Raw genomic sequence first — 25,182 nt, 5'->3', positions numbered from 1 at the left:
CCTTTTATGTTTAGTTTTCTGTATCGATTTGTGCTCTTTGCAACCTACCACTATAATCGACGTAAATGCTTTTCCACTCTGTATATACATCTAGAGCAGCTTGACCTGAATCTCGATGGCCATTGCCTGTACCTTTTGTCCCCCCAAAAGGTAAATGGATTTCAGCTCCTGTTGTTCCTGCATTTACATAAACGATACCCGTATCTAAATCTCTTTGGGCTTTAAATATTTTATTAACATCTTGTGAGAAGATAGAACTTGATAAGCCGAATTTGACACTGTTGTTTACTTCAATTGCCTCCTCTAAACTAGCAACTTCAATAATACTCACAACTGGTCCAAAAATTTCTTCTTGTGCAATGATCATTTCATTTTTTACATTTGTAAAAATGGTAGGTTCAAAATAATACCCTTTATCAAAAGGTGGTGACGTTAAAGCTTTCCCACCAGCTAGTAAAGTAGCACCTTCTTTTTTACCAATCTGTACATAATGATTAATTTTCTCTAATGCTGCTTTATTAATTACCGGCCCCACCTTTACCGTAGGGTCAAGACCATCACCAATTGTTAAACTACTTAAAGCTGAAACAAGCATTTCTTCTAATTCATTTTTCACGTCTTTGTGAACAATAACGCGACTACATGCTGTACAGCGTTGTCCAGCTGTACCGAAAGCACTCCAAATTATTCCTTCCACAGCAAGATTTAAATCTGCATCATCCATAACGATAACCGCATTTTTACCGCCCATTTCAAGGGAAACTTTTTTCAAATGCTTACCACCTAGTTCAGCAACCTTGCTTCCCGTAGCGTTTGACCCCGTAAATGATATTACCTTTATATCTGGATGCTCTACCATTGCAGATCCAACATTAGGCCCAGTTCCAAACACAATATTGGCTACCCCATCAGGTAATCCTACTTCTTCAAATATTTTAGCCATCTCATAAGCCATTAAAGGAGTTTCTATAGAAGGTTTCCATACAACTGTGTTGCCAGCGACAATTGCAGGGAACGATTTCCAAGTTGCAATAGCAATTGGGAAATTCCAAGGCGTAATTAAACCAACTACCCCAATTGGTGCTCTAACACTCATTGCGAATTTATCTGCTAGTTCAGAAGGTGTTGTTTCCCCAAACAACCTTCTTCCTTCACCAGCCATATAAAATGCCATATCGATACCTTCTTGAACTTCTCCTCGAGCTTCCTCAATGACCTTACCCATTTCTTTTGTTAAAATTTGAGCAAGATGTTCTTTCTTTTCTTTTAATTTAAAGCCAATTTCATATAGAAATTCCGCTCGCTTTGGTGCAGGAACGAGAGCCCACTTTTTTTGTGCCTTTTTTGCTGCTTCTACCGCTTTGTCCACCTCATGTTTTGTTGAAAGTGGTACTGTTGCAAGATGCTCACCATTTGCCGGATTGATAACTGGAATATATTGAAGGCCATCAATCTCTATCCATTTACCGTCGATATAATTTTTTAGTTGCATAACACCCTCCTCATCCCAATCGAAATTGCGATAATATTGTATTAATATTCGACATTTTCTATTTAAATCCCTTTTTTTCTAAAAATTATTATTCTATAAAGATTATATGAATATGAATCTTTTTTTAGAGGTAAATCGTAATTTGAAATGGTATATATATATTAGTAACTTTAGGAGGTTATACCATAATGAACAATCATGAAATTGATTACAAATTGTATGGAGATGACATGCAATTTGTAGAGGTAGAGTTAGATCCAGGAGAAACAGTCATTGCTGAAGCTGGAAGTTTAATGATGATGGACGATTCAATTCGAATGGAAACAATTTTTGGGGATGGATCAAAAGGACATGGTAGCGGTCTAATGGGTAAACTAATGGGTGCTGGAAAACGTTTAATTACCGGCGAAAGTTTATTCATGACGACTTTCACTAATGAAGGTTCAGGAAAAAAGCATGTTTACTTCGCTTCCCCATATCCAGGAAGTATCATTCCTATGGATTTAAGCCAATATGGCGGGAAAATTATCTGTCAAAAGGATGCATTTTTAGCTGCTGCTAAAGGTGTTTCTGTTGGGGTAGAGTTCCAACGCAAAGTTGGTGTTGGTTTCTTCGGTGGAGAAGGTTTCATTATGCAAAAACTTGAAGGTGACGGTATGGCCTTCGTTCATGCTGGTGGTGCGATTCACCGTGTAGATTTACAACCAGGGCAAAAATTACTTGTAGATACTGGATGTTTAGTTGCGATGACTCAAGATGTAGATTATGATATTGAAACTGTTGGTGGCATTAAAACTGCTCTATTCGGTGGAGAAGGTATTTTCCTTGCTTCATTAAGAGGCCCAGGTACTGTTTGGATTCAATCATTACCATTTAGCCGTTTAGCAAGTCGCGTATTTGCTGCTGCTCCTGTGAAACAAGGCGGAGGCGGTAAAAATGCTGGAGAAGGCGGCATTGGTGGTTTATTTAATCTGTTTAACGACTAACAAAAAAGTGGAAGACCTAAGTCAATTAGGTCTCCCATTTTTTTTGTTTAGAATGCAACGATCGTTTCTTTTAATTTAGATGCAGCTTCTTCAAGTTGTTCGGTTGTATTTCCAATTCGTTCAACGATTTGTGATAACTCCTCAACCTGTTGACCAACACTTTCAAAATCTGAAATCGTTGTTACAACTGTGGATGATATTTTCTCAAAGGATTCAAGGGATTTTTCGTTTTGCTCCATTCCATTTTGAACTAACTCTTGAATATGATGAATGGATTGAGTAACTTCAGAAGTTACTTCACTAGACATACCGATTAAAGTTGCAATCTTTTCAACTGATTGTTTTGTTTGGTCTGCAAGTTTCCGAACTTCATTTGCAACTACTGCGAAACCTTTTCCGTGTTCCCCTGCTCTTGCTGCTTCGATTGCTGAGTTAAGCGCTAACAAATTAGTTTGGCCCGCAATGTCTTTAACAATTTCAACAACAGCTTGAATCTCTGAAGAAGATCGATTTAAGTCTTGTACCATTTTAGTCATTTGAATGGTTCTATCATTAATTTCTTTCGTTTGATCACTTAAATATTGAAGTTGTTTATAGCCCTCACTAGAAGCTTGTCTAGTATCCTGGGCATCTTGAATACTATTTTGCAATAATTCATTCACACTTTTCGTATTAGTAAATAGTTCTGATACTGCGTCATTAGTAGCAAATGATTGTTCTTCTAAGGTTACTGAAATGTTCCCGATAATTTCTTTCACTTCATTTCTAACCTTTTCTTGTTCCTTAACAGAAACACTTTGTGCAACACGGTCATATTCATCTAATACGATTTGTTGTTCTAGATTACACACTTTCCTTATAGCTTGGAATATTTTTTTCTGCTCTACTTCTAGCAAATTTAAGTCAGAAACAATTTCTTGCACTTTTCCTTCTAGTTTTTGGAATGAAGCTAAATACCATTTTGTTGTTAATCCAATTAAAACATGTTTATTTGCTACTCTTCTTCTAACTTCAATATAGTTTTCATCAATTCGGCCTGCAAACATTTCAATAAGATGATGTCTTAAAGTATGGCTTAGTCTTTCTGATGTACTATATTTCTCAATCATCTGTTTAAACTCTGGTACATTTCCTATTGTTCCGTAAAAAGCATCTACTACCTCTTTTACTCTTGGATCAATAAAAGGCTTAACCGCACGAATTGTTTGTAAGTCCTCTTCAGTTAAACCAATTATATCCAATTGCAACTGAAGTTTAGGATCCTCTACAAATATACCTACATTTGAAAATCTTTCATTTAAAATTGAGTTTCGACTTTCCTTTTTTTTAATAGCAAACAAATTACTCACTCCCAATTTTAGGGTTAAAGACTCTAGAAAATATAATTATTTTAGTAGAATTTTAATATATACGAACTTTTAACCTATTTACAATATATGCAATATCTATCATTTATTCAAGTTATTTATGAAATTAGACTTAAATATTGACGGATTATTGAACACATTAAATGATAATAGGTATATTGTCACTATTAAAAAGGAATAATTGGTAATATTGCGTAATTTTATTAAAACAGGAATTTTAAAAGGACTATGCAGATTGCCTTCTGCATAGCCCTTACGATTAATTATTAGATTAATATTCAAGAGTATCACTCCTGAAATTATTATTCTATTAGCAATTAAATTATACAACAATAGTGAATTTTACAGATATAATACAACAATTAAGATAGCCGCCAAAATAATACGATATATTGCAAATGGTACTAATTTAACTCGAGAGATTAATTTTAAGAAGAACTTAATCGCTATTAATGCAAATACAAATGCACTAATAAAACCAACTACATAGAAAGAAATGTGATCTGCATTAATTTGATCCCAATTTTTCAGAAGTGATATACCACTTGCACCAGCCATTATTGGAACTGCCATAATAAATGTGAAATCAGCTGCCGTTTTATGGTCCAATCCTAATAATACCCCACCAGAAATCGTTGCACCAGAACGGGAAAACCCTGGCCACAGCGATAAACATTGGATTAATCCCACTTTAAACGCTTTCCCGTAAGATAGGTCATCTAATGATTTAATGGCTGGTCTTTTTGGAGCAAATTTGTCCGCAAAGATCATCAGGAAAGCCCCTATAATTAAACCAATGATTACAGTCTTAGTAGAGAATAAATTTTCATCAATAAAATCCTCAAACAAAACACCAAAAATACCTGCTGGAATAATCCCAATAATAACATGTCCTAAATTAAATTTACGAGAAGTTGTTTGTCCTTCTATTTTGTATAGTCCAACAAGGCTTAGCATTCGCTTCCACATAACAACTACTACCGCTAATATTGAACCAAGTTGAACAACAATTTTAAATGTATTCGCTGATCCTGAACCTAAAAATTCTTGTGTTTTTAACCATAGATCATCGACAATAATCATATGCCCTGTAGATGAAACAGGAGCAAACTCTGTCATCCCTTCTACAAATCCAAGGATGATAGCTTTTATTAAATCAAATAATTCCATAAATATCTCCTTATTATTTTCTATAAGTTCACAATTACATTACATGATGTAAGGTTGATTGTCTATCAGGCATTAATCATTTTTTTGATTGCCCTCTCCTGCAAAATTAATATCAACAATCCATAACTCCGAGCGACTGCCAATTCTCATTGGTGGACCCCAAAATCCAAAACCTGAAGAAACTAAAGTATGCATATTGCCTTTTTTCATATAGCCATAATCCAGTTCAAAAATTCTATCCGTAATCAAGTTATTAGGCCAAAGTTGTCCAAGATGCGTATGACCGGATAAATGGAGATCTACTCCTGCTTCTTGGGGAAGCTCTAAATCATAAGGTGTATGGTTCATGACAATCCACGGATATTCTTCGTCAGTTGGTTTAAGAGAAGCAATTGGTTTTCGTTCTTTGTTCGTTGCATCTTCTTGTCCTGTTAAATATAAACGGTCGCCAACTAAAATGGTTTCATCCATTAATATTTGTACATTTGCACCCTTCATTTCTTCAATAAATAACGGAATTTTTCCACCATAATATTCGTGGTTTCCTAACACCCCATAAACACCATATGTTGCATGTAACTGTTTCATCACTTCATCCATGCCCTCTTCGACAAACCAAATCGGATCATCATCTACTATATCGCCGACAAGTAATATAGCGTCTGGTTTTGCTTCATTTGCTAAATCAACAAATCTTTGTAGATGCCCTTTATTCGATAAAATACCTAAATGAAAATCAGATGCCATGACTAAACGTAATGGCTCTCCACTCTTATCGATAGATATTTCTAAATGTCGTGTAACAGGCGAGTAAGCATTATATGTACCAACACCAAATAAAATAACGAATAAACCAACAACAATTGAACCCATAATCTTTACATTTTTTAGTGGTGTTATGAAGATAATGATGTTTACAATCATACAAAGTATAAGGCCATATTCAAAAAAGAACATCCAATAGTTCCCCACAATAGCTAATGGAGATAGCCAACTAACTTGGGTAAAAAAAGGACTAAATGCTATTACAAAAAAGACAATCCAAAATACTACCGGCCATCTAAATGGACGAAAAGATCCTATCCACTTTTTTAAATTCCAACCTAAATATGCACTTATAGCACCATATATTAATACAGCAATGATTATACCCGCAAGACGCCCCATAAATTTCCTCCTAAGACGTAATCTTTACAAAGTATATCATGCTAATTGACGATGTTCATTGAAGGTGGCATCTGAAAATTTATTTTGAGACGCCACCATGTGATGAGGATGGTTCAACCACTGATATTAGCACTAATAAGTATTGGAAAAGGCTGTGCAGAAATCTACATTTCTGCACAGCCCTATACACTTACTAACTCACAGGTACTGTAATAGTTACTTTAAATAAATCACCATCTACATCAATTTTTAATCTGCCATTGTGCATATCAACTATTGATTGTGCGATAGCTAACCCTAAACCTGAGCCATCTGTATGTCTTGAAGTATCTGCTCGTTTGAATCGTTCAGTTAATTCCTCTACATTTTCACCCAGCTCATATTTCGCAATATTTTTTACCGTAAACTCTGCATCCATACCCTTTTGAGTTAACGTCATATAAACTCTAGTACCCTCTAAAGAATATTTCAATGCATTGACTACTAAGTTATCCAGCACTCTCCACCATTTTTGGCCATCCACATTTGCATAAAGTGGTACATCTGGCTTTGTTATGCGAAGATCTAAATTTGCATCTCGGAATGCTTCTTCATGTTCTCCAACTGCTTGTTGCATTAGTTGGGTTAAATCAATACGTTGTTTATTGAGTTCTATATTTCCACTTGCCATTTTTGACACTTCAAACAAATCTTCAATTAATGTTTTTAATCGCGCCGATTTTTTATCAAGTACATCAATGTACTTATTACGCTCTTCTTCAGATAAATTAGGATTTTTTAGCAAATCTGTATACGTAATAATTGACGTTAATGGTGTACGTAAATCATGACTTACATTTGTTATAAGTTCTGTTTTTAATCGTTCACTTTTAGCTTGTTCTGTTAAGGATTTTCTTACTCCTTCACGTAAATGATTTAAGTTTTCTGCGTGGTTTGCTAATGGTGATTTCCCTTTTACTTTAATTGGAGTCGTTAATCTGCCCTCTGCCATGTCCTTCGTTTGTTTCATTATCAAGTTTAGGTAGCCCATACGACGAAGGAAGATTATCAGAGCAGGTAATCCTATAAAGAATAGTAGAACAACATATACAAGTAGTAATCCACCGTCCAACATTGCTCCAGCAAAGCCTAATCCTGATAAAAATGTAATTACCATTATTATGACAGATTGTATACCAATTGAACGATTTAAAAATAAATCTTGTATTCCATCTGCTAATCTATATAAAAACGCTTGTTTAAATTCTTGTTTAAATTTTTGTGCATTGCTTAAGCATTCCTTAATCCATACTACTCCTAATACAACAATCGTAATTGAAATAAAAAGTAGTATAAAATTAAATAGTACATCTACTACATAATTGGTTAAATTATAGTAGTAAGTAACATTACTGATAAGATTACTCATCGAATCTATCAATGCATAAGCAAATAAAGCTGAAGTCAATACGATGACAATTCGAACATCAATCGGTACTCGTAAAAACCACTCTTTTAATCTTGATGAGAAATTAAAGTTTTTAAAAGAAGGTTTTGCAATAGTAAACAAAGCTATTATTGTTAAAATTCCAGTAGCCCAAATGGAATAAAAAATAATTTTAGCCACTGTAAATGACTTATACTCTGTACCAAATTGAGTTGCATTTAACATACTTTTAGGAATACTAATACTCCCTTCAAATTGAACTGTTTCGTAATTAAACTCCATTTGATTAATTAATGTAACACTATCATAGTTTCCATCAGAACCAACATAAAAATAATTATTTACTGTAAAATACGGTTTTTGATTACCATATTTTTCGGAAAAAATTGTTACATTAGAATTTCCTGAATCAAAGTGTTCACCAGTATCTACATTGACCAAATTATAAGAGAAATAACCATAGTTATTTAAAAATTCCTTCGCTGCTAACTTCTCTTCTTTTGCAAACTTTTCAATGAGTTGTTCCTTTTGTTTTCTTATTTTTTCTTCCACATGTTTATCATCGGAGAAATTCTCTTTTATATCTTCTATCTTAGCATCACGTTCTGCTATTAATATTTCTTTTAATTGTGCGTCCCCAGATTCATCCGCTTGTAAAATTCGATCACTATATTGCTCGCGAATATTTGCTACTTGTTCGGATAATGTACCGTAATAGTTACGATGAAAGTCAATTTCTTCTTGTGTAACTGTAATCGATTCTTTTGCTTTTTTCTCATCAAACGGTTGCAACACATAACGTCCAAGCTGTTGTTTAAAGTCTTCCTTCGTCATTTCAAAATTAGAGGATTCGAAATAGTTGCTGCCTATATATTTATGTGCATTGAGAATAAAGAGCACGCTAGAAAAAACTACCCACGTAATTAGAAAAAGAGAGAGGAGTGATTTAGCATTTAACTTCATTTATATTTTCCTCCTCAAAATAGTTTTATTAATAATTGCATTGCATTATCATAATGTGAACTTAAAAACTTCCATGTGGCAAATCCGATATACCCCATCCCAATAATGCTCGCTATTAGGCAGGTAATGGTAATGTAAGTCTCAATTTTATTTTTCAATTTTATATCCAATGCCCCACACAACCTTTAAAAACCTTGGATTTTTAGGATCAGCTTCGATTTTTTCACGGATTTTTCGGATATGCACTGCCACTACATTTTCTGCGTTATAAGCTTCTTCATTCCATACCAATTCATAAATCTCGTTAATTGAATATACTCGTCCAGCATTTTTTAATAAAAGCTCTGTTATTTTGTATTCAATGGGTGTTAGTTTTACAAGTTCCCCATCTAAGCGGACTTCTTTTGCATCCACATCAAGGGATAGCCCATTCACTTCAACTTTTGATTTGGATTGTCCATCATACGTTCCTAACTGGACATATCGTCGTAATTGCGATTTAACACGTGCTAGTAATTCTAACGGGTGGAAAGGTTTTGTAACATAATCATCTGCCCCAACCGATAACCCGTGGATTTTATCAGAATCCTCTGCCTTAGCGCTTAACATAATAATAGGAATATTTTTTTCTTCTCGTATTTTAAATGTTGCCGTAATTCCGTCCATATTTGGCATCATTATGTCTAATATGATTAAATGAACTTCATTTTCCTTTAACAACTGTAATGCCCTAAGTCCATCAGCAGCTTTTAAAACATTATATCCTTCATTTTTTAAATAGATCTCTATGCCATCTCGAATGTCTTGATCATCATCTGTCACAAGTACCGTTAATTTTTTCTCCACTGACCTCACCTCATCCCTTTTTCTTATGTTTCCATCATAGTTTTTGAATCTTAATAACTGGTTATTATAATTCTGAAGAAATTCTTAAGATTGTATGTAACATTTAATAAGTTTAATAAGGACATGCTAAGTTTGCATGTCCTTATCCTATCAACTTGAGGGTTCAATTTCCTCATTTATAGCATTATGTGCTTTTCTACTACCTAATGTTAAAACAATAATCCCACCTAATAACATCGCTACGCCTACCCATGATGTAGGACTTAAATATTCCCCGACTAGAAAGACTCCGAGAAGTGCAGCTGTTAGTGGTTCAGCTAAGGATAATGTAACCGCAGATGAAGAGCTAATTTTCTCTAAACCACCTAAAAATAATATATAAGCTACACTAGTTGCTGCTAAACCCATAAATACGATTGGAAATAGGTTTTGCTTGTCCATTGCCCAAGACACTCCATCACCAGAGAAAGGTAATAACATAATAGAGCAAATAGAGAAAGTCATTGCTACTGCTGGTAATGTTTCTTCATTTTCCGTTAACTGCTTACTACAATTCGTATAAAGCGCAAACATAAACCCTGCACATAAAGCGAGAAGAACTCCTATCGGATGCACTGTAGCTTCTCCACGGTTAACAAAGAGCAATATACAACCAACGATAGCGAGAATAGTTGCAATTCCCCAAACTCTATTTGGTTTGCTCTTCCAAATAGCCCACTCAATGATTCCCGAGAAAACTGGAGAGCTTCCAATTGTAACAACTGTACCAACAGCGACTCCAGTAAATCGTACAGATGTAAAAAATAAAGATTGGAATAAAGCAATAGTTAATGCAGCGAGAATTGTCCATTTCCACGACCATTTGCGAAAATTAATTTTACGCATGAACAATGCTGCTATCAGGAGTACCCCTCCCCCAATAAGTGAACGTACCCCCGCTACGGCAATCGGTGATATCCCTTCTTTCAGGAACGTTTGTGTTGTACCTACCGTTCCCCAGAGAATCGCAGCAAGTAACACAAATATATATGGCAATAAATTCAAATGAGAACATCCCCTTAAATTCATAGTTTACTCTATATTGCAATACTACCATTTTTTAGAGGTATATCAAAATAGGTTACGTAGAATGTTATAATAGAGAAAATCAACGGAAATGAGTTTGATAGGAGAGCTTAAACATGTACAAAACTGTAGCTGAAACTGCAAAAGATATTTCAATGCCGGAAGATCAAGTACTCCGCTATATTTATGCTGGACGAATTAAAGCGGTTTACGATGGTGAGCAGTATTTGATCAATAGCTCGCAATTTGATACTTATCATGAGCAATTGGCACGCATAAAGGAAGAGATCGAAATTTGGCGAAACACTCCAATCCCAGAAGACATTGATGTAAAAGATGAGGATTAAAATTCCGCTCATATTCAGCTAAAGCGTATATAAAAAACCATCCTGAGGCGTCAAGTTGATAAACCGAACGCAACAAGATGGTTTTTTTATATTGTCACGACAAAGCCCGCACGTTTGCCGATAATTTCTGCATAATCTTCTACCATTACACTTGCAGTAGGGTACATACCTGCACCTGGTCCTACTAAAGTTAAAGTCCCGATATAATTTGTCTCCATTGTCACTGCATTAAACACATCATCAATTGGGTACAATGGATGTTCTTTATCCACTACCATTGGTCCAACTTTCGCAATGATTTTCCCATCCGATAGACGTTCAACTTCTGCTACGTGACGATAACGTAATCCTTGTTCTGTCGCTTCTTTTACTTGTTCAGAAGTAATTCCATCTATACCAACGACTTCAACATCAGCCCAATCTGGTTGTTCTCCAAAAGCTAAGGCTGATAAAATCATTAATTTTTTGAACGCGTCTTGCCCTGATACATCATTATATGGGTCAGCTTCTGCATAACCTAAGTTTTGTGCTTCACGAAGCGCTTCATCAAAAGACCAACCTTCTGCACGCATTTTTGTTAAAATATAATTTGACGTACCATTTAAGATACCTTGAATTCTAGTAACATCGTTAACTAGTAAAATGTTTTTCATTGTTTTAATAACAGGAACACCGCCAGCAGTTGTTGCCTCATAACCAACGAATACACCATTTTGCTTTGCTAACTCCTGCAACTCTAACCCGCGCTTTGCAAACATCACTTTATTTGCTGTAACTACATGACACTTATGTTCTACAGCCTTTTTTAAATAAGAATAGGCAGGTTCTTCATTTACGATTGCTTCAAATACTACTTGAATTCCTTTGACTGATAGAACATCATCTATACTATCTGTTAGCAAGTGTGCTGTACCAGGTACACGTTCTCTCGTTGTATCACGAACTAAAATCTTTGCTACTTCTAATTCAATACCTAGTTTATCTCGAAGCTCCTCTCTTTTTTCATTTAATATATGATATATCCCTTGCCCTACTGTGCCAAAACCTAAGATGGCCGCCTTTATTGTTGCCATTCCTATACTCGCCTCCATCTTTACTATACGTCCTTCTATTTCATATGCTCGTTAGATAAACCTATTTTACAAATATAAAAACAAATAATTCGAAAAATTTAACTTAAGAGAATTTTATCTTATATTCAGACGGAACTCAAGGAAATTCTTCTCATGATGGACAATTGTTTTTTTAAGAAGGTCAGAAAAATTCCAATTTACTTTTAATGCATAATATATTTATTCATTAAACTTTACATTAAATAATGTTCTTATAATGCCCAATTACAACCACTATTTAAGAAAATAAAAAACTGCCTAAAATGCACATTCAGGCAGTAAAAGAGATGTTATAAAGGGAAATGTTTAATTAAGATACTTTTCTAATAAGGCTCGCTTTATACTTATTTATTATTTCTTTCATAATATTTTCTTCTTCCATCGTAAAACGTGGTACACCATATGTTCTGTAAACTAACTGGAACTGACCGAATTCTAGCTCCCAATCCTTCGCAGGTTCATCAATATGACTCTTTCCATACTCTTCGTATGCATCTTTCACTTCTTTCACAATATACCCATTTTGAGCGAAAGAATGTACTTGTTCAGAAAATGCGTTATGACCATATATTTTATTCCACACCGTCGCAACATCCGCTAATAGATGTTGTAAAGCATCAGCATTAATAAAAATATGTTGTTCGTTTAATTCAAAAATAAAATAAGCTGCGATATTTTGTGCACTATAGATATTTCCCATTTTACAACACTCCTTCATCTCTCTAGGGGTGTAGCAGTTGTTGGGGGACAACCGCTACAGTTTTCTAATTTCATATATATTCAAAAGCTAGGGGATGCTTTGAACGCGATTTTCAATTATTTACCTATATTATAAGACCGATAACCTTAATTGTCAATAAAACAAATGAATTTACTAGGTTTTAAAATAAAAAGTAAGTAGCCTAATGAACGGCCTTTAGTTTGGTTGGCGAAAACCAGCCTATTCACGAAATGATGTGAATCAGACAAGCTTCACCAAGCGAACTAAATTACTTTTTATGCATTTGTTTGGTAACACCTTCAACAGCTACAGCTAAAGCTTGTTCTAAATCAGCAATGATATCTTCAACGGCTTCTAAACCAATTGATAAGCGAATGAGCTCTTCAGATACACCTGCAATTTTTAATTCTTCAGCAGATAATTGTTGGTGAGTTGTTGAAGCTGGATGAATGATTAATGATTTTGCATCTCCAACGTTTGCTACGCGAGAGAATAATTGAACATTATCAATCACTTTGCTTCCTGCTTCTCGTCCACCTTTAATGCCAAATGTAAGCATAGAACCAAAGCCATTTTTTAAGTACTTTTTCGCTAATGCATGCGATGGGAAGTTTTCTTTCCCTGGATAGTTTACATATTCCACAGATGGGTGGTTTTCTAAAAACTCTACAACTTTCTCTGCATTCTCACCGTGTCTTGTATAACGCAAATGAAGCGTCTCTAAACCTTGTAAGAAGTTAAATGCAGCATCTGCACTTAATGTTGGTCCAAAGTCACGTAGTAATTGAACACGCAATTTTGTAGCAAATGCAGCTGCAGCAGTGTCAATTCCATAACGTAAACCATGATAAGACTCGTCCGGCTCTGTAAATCCTGGGAAGCGACCTTGTGTCCAATCGAACTTACCAGCATCAACGACAATGCCACCGATCGTTGTTCCATGTCCACCAATCCATTTTGTTGCAGAGTGAACGACAACATCTGCACCAAATTCGATTGGGTTTGATCCGTATGGGGATGGGAATGTATTATCGATAATTAGCGGAAGTCCATGCGCATGAGCAATTTCCGCAACTCTTTCAATATCTAAAACATTTAAACTTGGATTACCAATTGTTTCAGCATAGATTGCTTTTGTATTTTCAGTAATTGCCGCTTCAAAGTTTTCTGGGTTTGATTCATCAACAAATATTGTTGTAATTCCGTAGCGTGGCAGTGTATTTGCAAACAGGTTATATGTTCCACCGTATAATGAACCAGCAGCTACAATTTCATCCCCTACCCCTGCAATGTTTAAAATGGAGAACGCTATGGCAGCCATCCCTGAAGATACAGCTACTGCTGCAGTTCCACCTTCTAATTTGGCAACACGTTGCTCAAAAACATCGACTGTTGGGTTCATAATTCGGGAATAGATATTACCTGGTGTTTCTAATGCGAACAGTTGACGAGCATGCTCTGTATTTTGAAACGCATAAGCAGTCGTGCGATAAATTGGTACAGCAATTGCACCTGTTACTGGATCTGGTTTTTGTCCACCGTGCAATAGAATTGTTTCTGGACGTTGTTGTGACATGTAATCTTCCTCCTAGTTTTTATTCGATGGATGATCGCATTTAATAAGGAGGACTTTATTTAGGGAAAAACAAAAAGCCCTCTTATATAAGAAGAGGGCTGCTAGTTGCATTTTTCCTCCCCTTATCTGTCAGATCAATCAAAATCTGTAGGAATTAGCACCTTAGTAAACACTTTATGTATTCACTGGTTGCCGGGCATCATAGGGCCTATTCCCTCCGCCACTCTGGATAAAGGTATTTGATTCATGTTCCATCGTTGTACTTACTATAAAGCATAGTAATCAACTCTGTCAACTATTAATTTTAAATTTTTTGAAACTTCTTTCATTTCCTCAGAGTATAATAGAAATAACATCTATTGGAAAGGAGTTTTTCAGAATGCTAGTTACTTTGTTTTCCGTTCTTATAGTTGGTTATTTAATCGGATGCATTCATGGTTCTAACTTCGCTAAATTATTATCCGGTGTAAATTTGAAAGAAGTTGGTCATGGAAATGCCGGAGCATCAAATGCAGTATTATCTCTCGGATGGAAATATGGTGTACTTGTTGGAATAATTGATATTGGTAAAGGGATCGTCGCAATCATTCTTGGTCAATTTTTACTTTTAAATTATACAACCTTTACCACAGAGCAAATTTCAATACTTCTTTATTCCATCGGAGCCGCTGTTATTTTAGGACATAATTTCCCCGTCCATATGAATTTCCGCGGTGGAAAAGGTACTGCATCTTTAATCGGCATATTCATTACACTTAACTGGCAGATGGGGTTAATTGCAGTATTGCTTCTTATTGTCATTTCCCTTATATCAAATTATTTAATTATCGGTGTATTTGCCCTTTATTTGATATTTGCTATAACTGCTATCATACAAGAACCAACAATCTGGCCATTTTTCATAACATTATCTTTATTCATTATAGCAATCATCTTACATGTTGAAAATCTAAACCGAATGCGTTTAGGAACAGAACCAAAAATTACGTCTGCTTTTAACAAAAAACCATAAATTAACAAAAATGCCGTAAATTTAACTTCAAATTAACTTTACGGCTTTTCACCTCTCCTTCCTCCTCGGTAAAACACATTTTGAAATTACCCTCAATCCCCTATTTTGTATTACATTTCAAAATAGTCTAATATAGCTTTATAGGGAATATTTCTCTAAATTATTCTATTTACTACATTACATACAAAGGGGAGTTTTAGTATGTCAGTTAAAGAGGTATTACGTAGTCATTCATCTGTTCGAAAATACACTGGAGAACAAATTCCGAAAGAAACGGTTATTGATCTAATCGAAACTGCACAAATGGCAGCAAGTTCCCATTTTGTTCAAGCCTATAGTGTTATTTGGGTAACTGATGAAGAAAAGAAACAAAAACTAGGTGAACTATCTAAGAATGAATTTCAGTTTAAAACAGCAGGTGCTTCATTTTTATTTTGTGTAGACTTTAAACGTCTTCAAATGGCGGGGCAAAAACATGGAGTTGAGATTGTAGCAGACAGTGCTGAAAATGTACTTGTTGGGGTTGCAGATGTAGCAATTTTTGCTCAAAACTTCGTAATCGCTGCAGAAGCAGAAGGTTATGGTATTTGTTATATCGGGGGTGCACGTAACAACCCTGCTGAAATTAGTGAATTATTCAATTTACCAGATTACGTTTTCCCACTCTTTGCTATGACAATTGGAAAACCTACAAAACGCAACGAAACAAAACCAAGATTACCTGTAGGAGCAATCCTTCATGAAAATAGTTACGATACAGAAAAATACAATGAACTGTTAGATGAATACGATTCCATTATGGAGAACTACTATGCAAGTCGCAGTTCAAACCAAAAGATGTCTAATTGGACAAAACAGATGGCGGATTATTTAATTGAGCAAAAACGTCCTTACATGAAAGAGTTTTTAGCATCAAAAGGATTTAATTGGAAATAAATAAGAATTTATAGGGAGAACTTACCTGTTTATATAGTTAAATGGTAGGTTCTCTTTTACATAAATACGGTAATATAGTAATCTAATAATTCCCCGATAACTTTGATAAACTACTAGTATTATTTGTAAGTTTAAAGGGGTGTTATAGATGTATCAAAATAGACAGGTCGCATTGTCTTTAGAGAGACAACAGAATAAAAAAATACGACATTATTATCGTGTTTTAGCAGACATTAATTTAGAACTTGCAAAACTTCACAAAAATATAGAATTGAAAATTAATAAAGAAGCCTATAAACACATTACTGATTTTGTAAATCAATATATTTCTTATACAACGGTTTGGAATATTAAATTTATCTACAATTTGGAAAGCCCTGAAGTGGCATTGATGCAAATTTTCCATTTAGAATATATTTTTAAACACGAACTAGAAAGTCGCTTTGTACATGAGCGACAGATATTACAAAAGAAAAAGGATCTGTTTGATAAATTAAAACCTTACACAAAAGAACATGTCCAGTTAAGAAAACAACGATTGATAGATTATCTCAATGAAAAAGAGAAAAACCTGACAAGATAATGCCCGGTTTTTCTCTTTTTTTAGTTAGATACAACACCTTCGATTTCCATCTCTTTTACAGGGAGGAATAATTCTTTCGTATTGTAGTATATTACTACAACCTTGTCACCTTCTTGTAAATAAATTGAAAGTGGTGTATTTTGAGAACTTACTATAAAGTTTTGCCCAGTGTTCAATAAGAACGAAACAACTGTATAATCCCCTACACGTTCTTTATAAACACGTACAACCTCACCTGAAATTGTAGCTTCTTCAGCACTTGAAGTTCCATCCACAGATCCCCCACCTCTTCTTAGCGCTGTCTTATACTGTTTCAACGCTTCGTTCGGTGTTACACCATATGCGGAAATTTCAGGATTTGCAGCTGATACAATAAAGTAGTTTTGTAAAAAACCGTTTGAGTCTAATACTGGTGCTAGCCAACTTGCTTCGCCATAGAAGTTATAAAGAATCGGCATTTCACCTTGCCATTCCTTTTCAATAAACTTTTTCTCAATAATATCTAAAGCACCTTGAGAATCCATATATGATTCTTCCAAGTTACCTGTATAATACGTTGCTTCACCTGTTCTTGCATGAGTTAAAGAATAGCCAAGCATTGAATCTACGCCCTCTTTTGGACTCGTGAAATCAGTGAAGTAGTACATTTCCCCATTCTCATTAAAGATAGGACTAACATTTGCTTCTGTTCCTTCATCTGAAGGTAACTTCACGTCCTTTTTACCAAACATACTATTCCAGAAGCCATGAACATATTTACCAAAATAGCTATTTTGTAAACTTACCGCTTCTGGTGAAACCGCACCATCAATAAACTCTGGTACTTCATCTATTGTTAAATTCTCTGAATCACCAGTTGCCGCATCCACCATAACGATTCCCTTCACATCAAAACCATTTCGAGCAGAAATGAAATTACCATAAGAGCGGATATAGTACGGTTTTCCATCGTCATCGATTTCAAGCTGTGGTTCTCCGTAGAAAATTAACGTTGGGTTTTGCAAACGAATATGTCGCTCTAAATTTTTATTTAAAAATGCTGAAGGTACATAAGTCATTTCATATTGAACAAACTTTGGATTGTCTGTTGAATCAGTAGCGCTCATTGTAAAATAGCCTGGTGTTGTTTTTCCTGTGAACCATTTAAAGAATCCGGAAAACTCAACTGGTGCAATATAAACAAATTCACCATTTACCTTTTGTATTTGTAAATTACCAAGTTCATAGTAACTAGTATTTGGGACTTGCCCAAATGCTTTTTTCATTTTATTTTCTGCAAAACGTGGTGGTACACTTGCTGGAGTTTTTGTTTCATCAAATGGTTCAATTTCAACCTTTTCCTCCATTTTTGCAGATTCATACTTATCATTCGCATTCCAAACCGGAGCAGATAACATATAGCCAAGAACGATCAAACTTAATAAAAAGATTAAACCTTTAAATGTTTGTTCTATACCTGATGAGATGATTGCTCCTAAGAGAGCGATGATTGGTAATGCATACGCAAAAATCGTCCAATGCAGATCAATTTTAGTAATGTAAATAATTGCAACAATTAATATAAAACTTGCTATTAGAACGAAAATAAATGAATTCGCCAGTTGTTTGCTGCTAATTTCCCCTTTTTGCACCTTTTTCGAGAGCGGAACAAGAAGAAGTGTCGTGACAAACGCAGCTATTACTGCTGTTAATAACAATTGAGTCACTTAAACCACCCTTTCTTTTAATTAACTGATTTACGTAATTAGGAGCTAATTAGTTTCATATAAAATTAAATAATTTATAATGTTAAAGTGTTCATACATCTTTACAAATTATTCCGTTATCCGAAGTAAAAATGTTACAATAAATGTAACAACCATTTAAGGAGGACATTCCATGAAAGAGAAAGTAATTGAACGGTTAATTCGATATGCAAAAATTGATACAACATCTGATCCGGAAAGTTCCACAACTCCATCAACTAAAAAGCAATTTGATTTATTAAATGTTTTAAAAGATGAACTTGCGGAAATTGGTCTAACAGAAATTACACTTGATGAAAATGGTTATTTGTTTGCAACATTACCTGCAAATACAGATAAAGAAGTGCCGACAATAGGTTTTTTAGCTCATGTAGATACATCTCCCGACTTTTCTGGTACAAATGTAAATCCTCAACGTATCGATAATTATGATGGTGGGGATATCCAATTAAATGATAACTTAATCATGTCACCAAATTACTTCCCTAATTTAAAGAACTATGTTGGTCAAACACTTATTACAACAGATGGTACTACGCTTTTAGGAGCAGATGATAAAGCTGGAATTGCTGAAATCATGACAGCAATGGAATACTTAGTTCAACACCCTGAAATCAAACACGGAAAGATCCGAGTTGCATTTACACCTGATGAAGAAATTGGTCGTGGTCCTCATAAATTTGATGTGAAAGCTTTCGGTGCAGATTTTGCCTACACTATGGATGGTGGTCCACTTGGCGAACTTCAATATGAAAGTTTTAATGCAGCTGCGGCAAAGGTTACTATTCGAGGAACGAGTGTACACCCAGGATCAGCAAAAAATAAAATGGTCAATGCCATCACTTTAGCAGTTAAATTCCAAAACGGTATGCCATCAGATGCTGTTCCGGAAAAGACTGAAGGTTATCAAGGTTTTATTCATTTAATGAACTTTAATGGTCGAATTGAAGAAGCTCAACTTTCATACATTATTCGTGATCACGATCGAGAAAAATTCGAAGCAAAAAAGGCTCATTTCTTTGAATTAGAAAAGTTTATGAAAGAAAGATTTGGTGAAGATTCAATCACAGTAGAAATTGAAGATCAATATTACAACATGCGTGAAAAAATTGAGCCAGTAAAAGAAATTGTAGATATTGCACATAAAGCAATGGAGAATTTAGGTATTACACCGATTGTTGAACCAGTTCGTGGTGGTACTGACGGTTCTCAATTATCATTTATGGGCTTACCAACACCAAATATTTTTGCTGGTGGAGAAAACATGCATGGCAAATTTGAATTTGTCTCAGGTGAAACGATGGAAAAAGCAACGAAAGTTATTTTAGAAATTGTTCAATTATTCGAAGCACAAGGAAAATAATTAGTTATGTGAAGTAAGTATATAGCTTACTTCGCTATTTTTTAATTATAAAATTCAGAACCCTTAGAATTTTTTATTATCTTACAGTATACTTAGGTTTATTTAAGAAAGGTATTCCTGCTATTACATTTAGGAAGTAGGTTGATAGATTGAAAGAGATTACTATAGGTATTTTAGCTTCAATATTTTTTGCGGTTACCTTTATTTTAAATCGATCAATGGAATTGGAGGGCGGGAGTTGGCTTTGGAGTTCATCTCTACGGTATTTCTTTATGCTTCCCTTTTTATTCGTGATTGTCTTATCTCGAAAAGGGTTAAAACCATTATCACATGAAATGAAAGGTCAACCAATTAAATGGTTGCTTTGGAGTTTTGTAGGTTTTGTACTATTTTACGCTCCCCTCACCTATGCAGCTGCTTTCGGACCAGGTTGGCTTGTATCAGGTACTTGGCAATTAACAATCGTAGCGGGCGTTTTATTAGCACCACTTTTCACATCAATGATTAATGGTAAAAAAGTGCGTCAAAAGATACCTGTTACTTCTCTATTAATTTCAAGTGTTATTTTAATAGGAATATTATTCATTCAAATTCCACAAGCTAAATCCGTATCTCCTAGTATTTTACTTTTAGGAATTTTGCCGGTATTAGTTGCAGCTTTCGCTTATCCTTTGGGGAATAGAAAAATGATGGAATTATGTGGTGGTCGACTTGATACGTTTCAACGAGTTTTAGGTATGACCATTGCCTCCTTACCAAGTTGGATTGTACTAGGCGTTATAGCATTGTTTACTGTTGGCCTCCCTACTCCTAGCCAAATATTGCAATCTCTTATAATCGGAGTTAGTTCGGGCGTAATTGCAACCGTATTATTCTTTATTGCAACAGATCGTTCCAGAGGCGATCAAGGTAAACTGGCAGCGGTAGAAGCAACACAATCGACACAAGTGCTGTTTGTAATTATTGGCGAAATGTTAATACTAGGCGCCCCCCTCCCAAATGCAATTGCATTAACAGGTATAGGTATTATTATTGTTGGAATGATTCTCCACAGTTACCACACAATGCTAGTAGCGAAAAAATCCAATATAAAAGAAAAACAGGCCGAGCTTCAAGGATGAGCTTGGCCTTTTCATTTAAGTAACGTTTTATTAGGGGGGGAACGTTGCCTTATGTTATGTTTAGAGATAAACCTTTTCAAATCTTTTGTTTATTTCTTTCTATATGGTAATGATAATCATTTTCATTTATAAAGTCAACTGTTTTTAGCACATTTTATTAGGAATTCTTTAAAGATCTTCTATATTGATATTGCTTAATTTGGAAAAATAGAAAACATCCTATGCAAAATCCCAAAATCGCAATAAATGATGCAAGAGCAACCATTACTGTAAATACATAACCTAAAACATTCCATCCAATTAAAAAACTCAATAATCCAAAAGCTAAACAAGCTATTGCAATACAAGCATTAAATTTTTGTTGTGTTACATCTTCAGGAACATAGCTCTTTCCTTCTTTGATTAAAAACAATCGTGCAAACTTCATTACTGGATTATAGTTAAACAATACACCCATCAAATTTGCGATAAGTGGAATAATAAGAATCCAAACTTCTCCTGTTAACCAAGTGAGAATAACTGATAAAAATATTGTCCATTGGTTCATTCTAACAAGTGGACGTGGTATAGATAGTATTTGCGACACCTAAATCCCCACCTTTCCAATTTGTTTTATTTATTTTATTATATTTCCCTCTATTTGTATAGTAAAAAAATTCATCGATTTATTAAAAAATGATATAGTAATGGTAAGGAAGGTGAAGGAAATGCCAGCGTTAACGTACGATCAAATAAGAATTTTGAATTCATATAGCGTTTTTACAGAAGATACTGAACGAACACTATTCACATTAGAAAATTTACATAAAGACTTTTTTATTAAAGACTTCAGAAATTTAATGATGGGCATTACACAGGCGACAACAGAAGCAGCTGCTATTTCTCATTTTGGCCGCCGTTATGGAATGTTTGTAGCGATGCAATTTTATATGTTGGCTGTTTATGATGAAATCTGGGACGGCAAATTAGATGATGTGCGTTTTAGTCTTATTAACGAATACGGGAATAATACACTTGGAACTTTTATTACGCCAAAGGATTTTCGTTATGTGGAGGATAAAGAAAGAAGTTCGGTAATTAAAAAACTATTAATTCAATGTCATTTAGTTTTTCAACAGCTACGAAAAGCAACTTCTGTGTCCCCATTAACTTTATGGGAAAATGTCTTTGGTTACATGTTATGGAATTACCATGAACTATTAGAAAATCCTTTATTAGCAGACCGCGCATTTGAAGATATCGAAATACTTGAAGATGAAGAAACTTGGGAGTTGTTTTCTAGCAAGTCCTTGTTTTATCAATATACAGGTGGAAAGAATCCTTCAAGTTTAGTCAATCAACCATTACGAAAAAGTTGTTGTTTTTCAAAGGATATACCAGGACTAACTGCTTGTGAGTTTTGTCCGATGAAGTAAAAATAAAAGGGATGTGCAGAGTTTATGATTCTGCATATCCCTTTTCAATAACTTATGTAAATGAATTCTAAAAAGTATTATTCTGTGGTGTTTTTAACAATACTCGTTACAGAAATTGTGCTCCTGCGGTGGTTGACACCATCCTCGTCGCAATTTATCTGGACGAAAGCGAAGCGACAGTCACAAAGGGTGCGTCTCAAAAATAAACTTTCAGACGCACCCTCACCACCAATACATTGGATATTTCCTTTTTGGATGTAAGTTATTAATAATAAGAGCGAAAATAACAATGATTATTGTCCCAAGTAAAACTGGGTGAAAAATAAAATCCCAGCCATAGTCCCCCATCATTATGATTATCGTATTCCCACATGCTGGTGGATGAAATGTTCTCGCTAATAGCATGAAAAAGATGGTCAAACATAGAGCAAGGCTGATTAAAATTGGTGACGATCCAAATTGAGTAGATATTGTTAAACTAATAATTGATGCAATGAGATAACTTCCTATAACATTCCGAGGTTGTCCTACAGGTGCATTCCACGCCGCAATGACAAGCATTATACTTGCCCCAAAAGATGCGATAAACCAAATTGAATTTGTATATTCAGTTAAAACGAAGACTGGCAATACACAGCAAAATGCCCCTACCGCAGCAATCATAGCATCTGAAACAGAGGTACGACTATTGCTTTTTGAATATCCAGTCATTTTACTAATTAGCGTTTTAAGATAATGTTCGTTTACTGTTGTTTTATTCTCCAATGTATTCACTTTCCTAGTTATTAATTTTTATAAATTCTATCATTTTAATATGGAATATGGTAGAACTATTTTAGGAATTCTTTAAAAATTGCAACAAAAGGAGAAAAAATAATAAGAAGCTACCAATAGATAGCTTCTTATTAATTACTATTTAATTTTTTGATATTCTACTACCCAATCTTCCGCAAGTTGTTTCATTCGAACACCGACAAATCCTTCACTCAATAATCTTTGCTGTGCTTCTACATCGCCCATTGAGATAGTCACAACTTCCTCTTCATAATGAGGTTCTCCTCGTAAATCAAGAGCAAAAACGTAACGTAATTTTCCACCATAAATATATTTTAGAGCTACAATGTAGAATCCTTGAGAGAACTTGTCCTTTAAACTTGGAATATTGTATGGCATCACTGTTGTTGCTACGTAATCGAAGGAATCTGTATCAATTTGCTTCATAATAACAGAAGCTAATGTTTTTTGTAGACCAAACCCTCGATAATTCGGATTAACACTTGAGATTTCTTGGTATAAAACTCGTTTTAATTCCGACTCTTTTTCTAGCCCAATATCATATCCTAAATGTTCATCATCTATCGGAGGAATAAGAAGCGCACGGAAGCCGATTAATTTAGCATCAGCAAAAGCACCAATCATAATTCCATTGCCCTCTAAAATAAATTCAAATTCTTCTTCTGAAAGTGGTTGTAGTATGTCTTTGTCTGTAAGAGCTTCACATACTAAATCTTGTAACTCCAACACTTCAGGTAAATGGCTTTTATTTAAAACAGATACATAATACGGCTTGTCTCCTAATAATCCTTCATGAATAGTCTTCATAATTCTCACCTACTCCACTATCTCTGAATTTTGGGTAAGCTCGGCAAGAATTGTTTCATCTATGCTAAGACCTAAACCAGGTTTTTCGTTTAATTGAATATAAGGAATGATGTAACTTTCTTTTAAATCCCCAATATCTTTCGTAAATTTCACAGGACCTGTTAATTCAACACTCTTAATAATTTTTTTAGAAAAGGCTACATGGAATCCTGCCGCTGAACCGATTGAAGATTCCACCATTGAACCAATTTGACATTCAATACCGGCCATTTCCGCCATATGCGCTAACTTCATAGCAGGATAAATTCCGCCACATTTCATAAGCTTGATATTGATTTTATCAGCCGCGCGTTTTGCAATAATTTGACGTAGATCATACATATCACGGATGCCTTCATCAATCATTTGTGGTACAGATGTTTTAGACTTTATCTCTACCATTGCATCGATATCATCTTGCACTACTGGCTGTTCTAACCAATCTAAATCAAGAGATTCTAGTTTGCGTAATGCTTGAAGTGTGTTTGCACTGTTGAGCCAACCTTGGTTTACGTCTACGCGAATTGCAATGTCATCACCAACACGTTCGCGAACAGCTTGAATACGCTTCACGTCACCTGCAACATCTAGACCAACCTTCATTTTAAATGAACGGTATCCTTCTTTTATTTTTTCTTCAGCTTCATCAGCCATTTTCTCCGGTTCATCTATACTTAGTACATGTGTAACCGGGAATTTTTCATGATACCGTCCACCAAGTAATTGATAAACTGGTACACCTAACTTTTTCCCTGCGATATCATAACATGCAATATCGATTGCAGCTTTTGCTGCAGGTGCTCTGTGTACCGTTTTATCCATAAGTTCATGGATTTTTTCAAATTCCATTGGGTTTTGTCCAACAATTGCTGGTGCCAATGTATTTTTTAACATGGCATAGGTAGATTCCGGTGTTTCTCCAGTAATATGTTCGTCTGGGACTGATTCGCCCCAACCTACAACACCACACTCTGTAGTTAGTTTTACGATTATTGATCGAATATGTGGGTAAGTCGCATAGCTTATAATAAATGGCTTAATTAATGGCAAGTTAACTTCAAAGATTTCAACTTGTTTAATTTTCATAATTCGATAACATCCTTTTCTAGTCTCACACTGAGGTATTTT

General features: G+C 34.8%; 23 protein-coding genes and 1 riboswitch. Of the genes, 8 read left to right on the top strand and 15 right to left on the bottom strand.

Features of this window, described 5'->3' with window-relative positions; translation table 11 throughout:
• Positions 1-10 precede the first annotated feature (10 nt).
• The gene (locus tag NKR20_RS01465) at positions 11-1,492 is read right to left on the bottom strand and encodes an aldehyde dehydrogenase family protein (protein ID WP_121213462.1); all 1,482 of its coding nucleotides are present in this window, start codon (positions 1,490-1,492) and stop codon (positions 11-13) included.
• Positions 1,493-1,680: 188 nt separating this feature from the next.
• Here NKR20_RS01465 and NKR20_RS01460 point away from each other — a divergent pair, with 188 nt between their 5' ends.
• Positions 1,681-2,478, top strand: a complete 798-nt coding sequence (locus NKR20_RS01460) for a TIGR00266 family protein (protein WP_121213460.1) — start codon at positions 1,681-1,683, stop codon at positions 2,476-2,478.
• 47 nt (positions 2,479-2,525) lie between these two features.
• On the opposite strand, the gene NKR20_RS01455 is transcribed toward NKR20_RS01460, so the two are convergent.
• The 6 genes from NKR20_RS01455 to NKR20_RS01430 form a co-directional block, all read right to left on the bottom strand.
• Positions 2,526-3,827, bottom strand: a complete 1,302-nt coding sequence (locus tag NKR20_RS01455) for a protoglobin domain-containing protein (RefSeq protein ID WP_414674144.1) — start codon at positions 3,825-3,827, stop codon at positions 2,526-2,528.
• Positions 3,828-4,187: 360 nt separating this feature from the next.
• On the bottom strand, positions 4,188-5,015 hold the full coding sequence (locus NKR20_RS01450; protein ID WP_121213456.1) for an undecaprenyl-diphosphate phosphatase: 828 nt from the start codon (positions 5,013-5,015) through the stop codon (positions 4,188-4,190).
• Between the two features lie 72 nt (positions 5,016-5,087).
• Positions 5,088-6,182 (bottom strand): metallophosphoesterase, encoded by a 1,095-nt coding sequence (locus NKR20_RS01445; RefSeq protein ID WP_253422997.1) that lies wholly within the window; start codon positions 6,180-6,182, stop codon positions 5,088-5,090.
• A gap of 193 nt (positions 6,183-6,375) precedes the next feature.
• The gene (locus NKR20_RS01440; RefSeq protein ID WP_253422995.1) at positions 6,376-8,442 is read right to left on the bottom strand and encodes a HAMP domain-containing sensor histidine kinase; all 2,067 of its coding nucleotides are present in this window, start codon (positions 8,440-8,442) and stop codon (positions 6,376-6,378) included.
• 276 nt (positions 8,443-8,718) lie between these two features.
• Complete coding sequence (locus tag NKR20_RS01435; RefSeq protein WP_121213451.1) at positions 8,719-9,417, bottom strand: response regulator transcription factor; 699 nt, start codon at positions 9,415-9,417, stop codon at positions 8,719-8,721.
• Positions 9,418-9,567: 150 nt separating this feature from the next.
• A complete protein-coding gene (locus NKR20_RS01430) occupies positions 9,568-10,461 on the bottom strand; it encodes a DMT family transporter (RefSeq protein ID WP_121213449.1) in 894 nt (297 codons plus the stop codon).
• Between the two features lie 137 nt (positions 10,462-10,598).
• Between NKR20_RS01430 and NKR20_RS01425 the strand changes: the two genes are divergently transcribed.
• The gene (locus tag NKR20_RS01425) at positions 10,599-10,829 is read left to right on the top strand and encodes a MerR family transcriptional regulator (RefSeq protein WP_121213447.1); all 231 of its coding nucleotides are present in this window, start codon (positions 10,599-10,601) and stop codon (positions 10,827-10,829) included.
• An 86-nt stretch (positions 10,830-10,915) separates the two neighbouring features.
• Here NKR20_RS01425 and NKR20_RS01420 read toward each other — a convergent pair whose 3' ends face one another.
• The 3 genes from NKR20_RS01420 to NKR20_RS01410 all read right to left on the bottom strand — a co-directional run bounded on the left by NKR20_RS01420 (position 10,916) and on the right by NKR20_RS01410 (position 14,238).
• Positions 10,916-11,902 (bottom strand): homoserine dehydrogenase, encoded by a 987-nt coding sequence (locus NKR20_RS01420; RefSeq protein WP_121213446.1) that lies wholly within the window; start codon positions 11,900-11,902, stop codon positions 10,916-10,918.
• 349 nt (positions 11,903-12,251) lie between these two features.
• Positions 12,252-12,641, bottom strand: a complete 390-nt coding sequence (locus NKR20_RS01415) for a hypothetical protein (protein WP_121213445.1) — start codon at positions 12,639-12,641, stop codon at positions 12,252-12,254.
• Positions 12,642-12,930: 289 nt separating this feature from the next.
• The gene (locus NKR20_RS01410) at positions 12,931-14,238 is read right to left on the bottom strand and encodes an O-acetylhomoserine aminocarboxypropyltransferase/cysteine synthase family protein (RefSeq protein ID WP_253422992.1); all 1,308 of its coding nucleotides are present in this window, start codon (positions 14,236-14,238) and stop codon (positions 12,931-12,933) included.
• A 119-nt stretch (positions 14,239-14,357) separates the two neighbouring features.
• Positions 14,358-14,474: riboswitch (SAM riboswitch) on the bottom strand.
• A 143-nt stretch (positions 14,475-14,617) separates the two neighbouring features.
• On the opposite strand from NKR20_RS01410, the gene NKR20_RS01405 reads away from it, so the two are divergent.
• From NKR20_RS01405 to NKR20_RS01395, 3 genes are all read left to right on the top strand, one after another.
• On the top strand, positions 14,618-15,250 hold the full coding sequence (locus NKR20_RS01405) for a glycerol-3-phosphate acyltransferase (RefSeq protein ID WP_253422989.1): 633 nt from the start codon (positions 14,618-14,620) through the stop codon (positions 15,248-15,250).
• A 201-nt stretch (positions 15,251-15,451) separates the two neighbouring features.
• Positions 15,452-16,186 (top strand): oxygen-insensitive NADPH nitroreductase, encoded by a 735-nt coding sequence (gene nfsA / locus NKR20_RS01400; RefSeq protein WP_253422986.1) that lies wholly within the window; start codon positions 15,452-15,454, stop codon positions 16,184-16,186.
• A 148-nt stretch (positions 16,187-16,334) separates the two neighbouring features.
• Positions 16,335-16,769, top strand: coding sequence for a hypothetical protein (locus NKR20_RS01395; protein WP_253422983.1), 435 nt, complete (start codon positions 16,335-16,337; stop codon positions 16,767-16,769).
• A 20-nt stretch (positions 16,770-16,789) separates the two neighbouring features.
• Here NKR20_RS01395 and NKR20_RS01390 read toward each other — a convergent pair whose 3' ends face one another.
• A complete protein-coding gene (locus NKR20_RS01390; protein ID WP_253422980.1) occupies positions 16,790-18,475 on the bottom strand; it encodes a hypothetical protein in 1,686 nt (561 codons plus the stop codon).
• A gap of 172 nt (positions 18,476-18,647) precedes the next feature.
• On the opposite strand from NKR20_RS01390, the gene pepT reads away from it, so the two are divergent.
• The gene (pepT, locus tag NKR20_RS01385) at positions 18,648-19,877 is read left to right on the top strand and encodes a peptidase T (RefSeq protein WP_121213434.1); all 1,230 of its coding nucleotides are present in this window, start codon (positions 18,648-18,650) and stop codon (positions 19,875-19,877) included.
• Between the two features lie 149 nt (positions 19,878-20,026).
• Entirely contained in the window at positions 20,027-20,998 is a 972-nt protein-coding gene (locus NKR20_RS01380) for a DMT family transporter (RefSeq protein WP_121213432.1), read from the top strand.
• A 157-nt stretch (positions 20,999-21,155) separates the two neighbouring features.
• Here NKR20_RS01380 and NKR20_RS01375 read toward each other — a convergent pair whose 3' ends face one another.
• Complete coding sequence (locus NKR20_RS01375; RefSeq protein WP_121213431.1) at positions 21,156-21,584, bottom strand: DUF4395 domain-containing protein; 429 nt, start codon at positions 21,582-21,584, stop codon at positions 21,156-21,158.
• 121 nt (positions 21,585-21,705) lie between these two features.
• On the opposite strand from NKR20_RS01375, the gene NKR20_RS01370 reads away from it, so the two are divergent.
• Positions 21,706-22,413, top strand: coding sequence for a Fe-S oxidoreductase (locus tag NKR20_RS01370; protein WP_121213429.1), 708 nt, complete (start codon positions 21,706-21,708; stop codon positions 22,411-22,413).
• A gap of 222 nt (positions 22,414-22,635) precedes the next feature.
• On the opposite strand, the gene NKR20_RS01365 is transcribed toward NKR20_RS01370, so the two are convergent.
• From NKR20_RS01365 to NKR20_RS01355, 3 genes are all read right to left on the bottom strand, one after another.
• Complete coding sequence (locus NKR20_RS01365; RefSeq protein WP_121213428.1) at positions 22,636-23,178, bottom strand: HPP family protein; 543 nt, start codon at positions 23,176-23,178, stop codon at positions 22,636-22,638.
• A 147-nt stretch (positions 23,179-23,325) separates the two neighbouring features.
• A complete protein-coding gene (locus NKR20_RS01360; protein WP_253422977.1) occupies positions 23,326-24,015 on the bottom strand; it encodes a GNAT family N-acetyltransferase in 690 nt (229 codons plus the stop codon).
• A 9-nt stretch (positions 24,016-24,024) separates the two neighbouring features.
• The gene (locus NKR20_RS01355; protein ID WP_253422974.1) at positions 24,025-25,140 is read right to left on the bottom strand and encodes a mandelate racemase/muconate lactonizing enzyme family protein; all 1,116 of its coding nucleotides are present in this window, start codon (positions 25,138-25,140) and stop codon (positions 24,025-24,027) included.
• Positions 25,141-25,182: the final 42 nt, after the last annotated feature.

The sequence above is a fragment of the Ureibacillus endophyticus genome, assembly GCF_024159215.1.
Classification (GTDB): Bacteria; Bacillota; Bacilli; order Bacillales_A; family Planococcaceae; genus Ureibacillus; species Ureibacillus endophyticus.
This window is presented reverse-complemented; position numbering and strand designations above follow the sequence as displayed.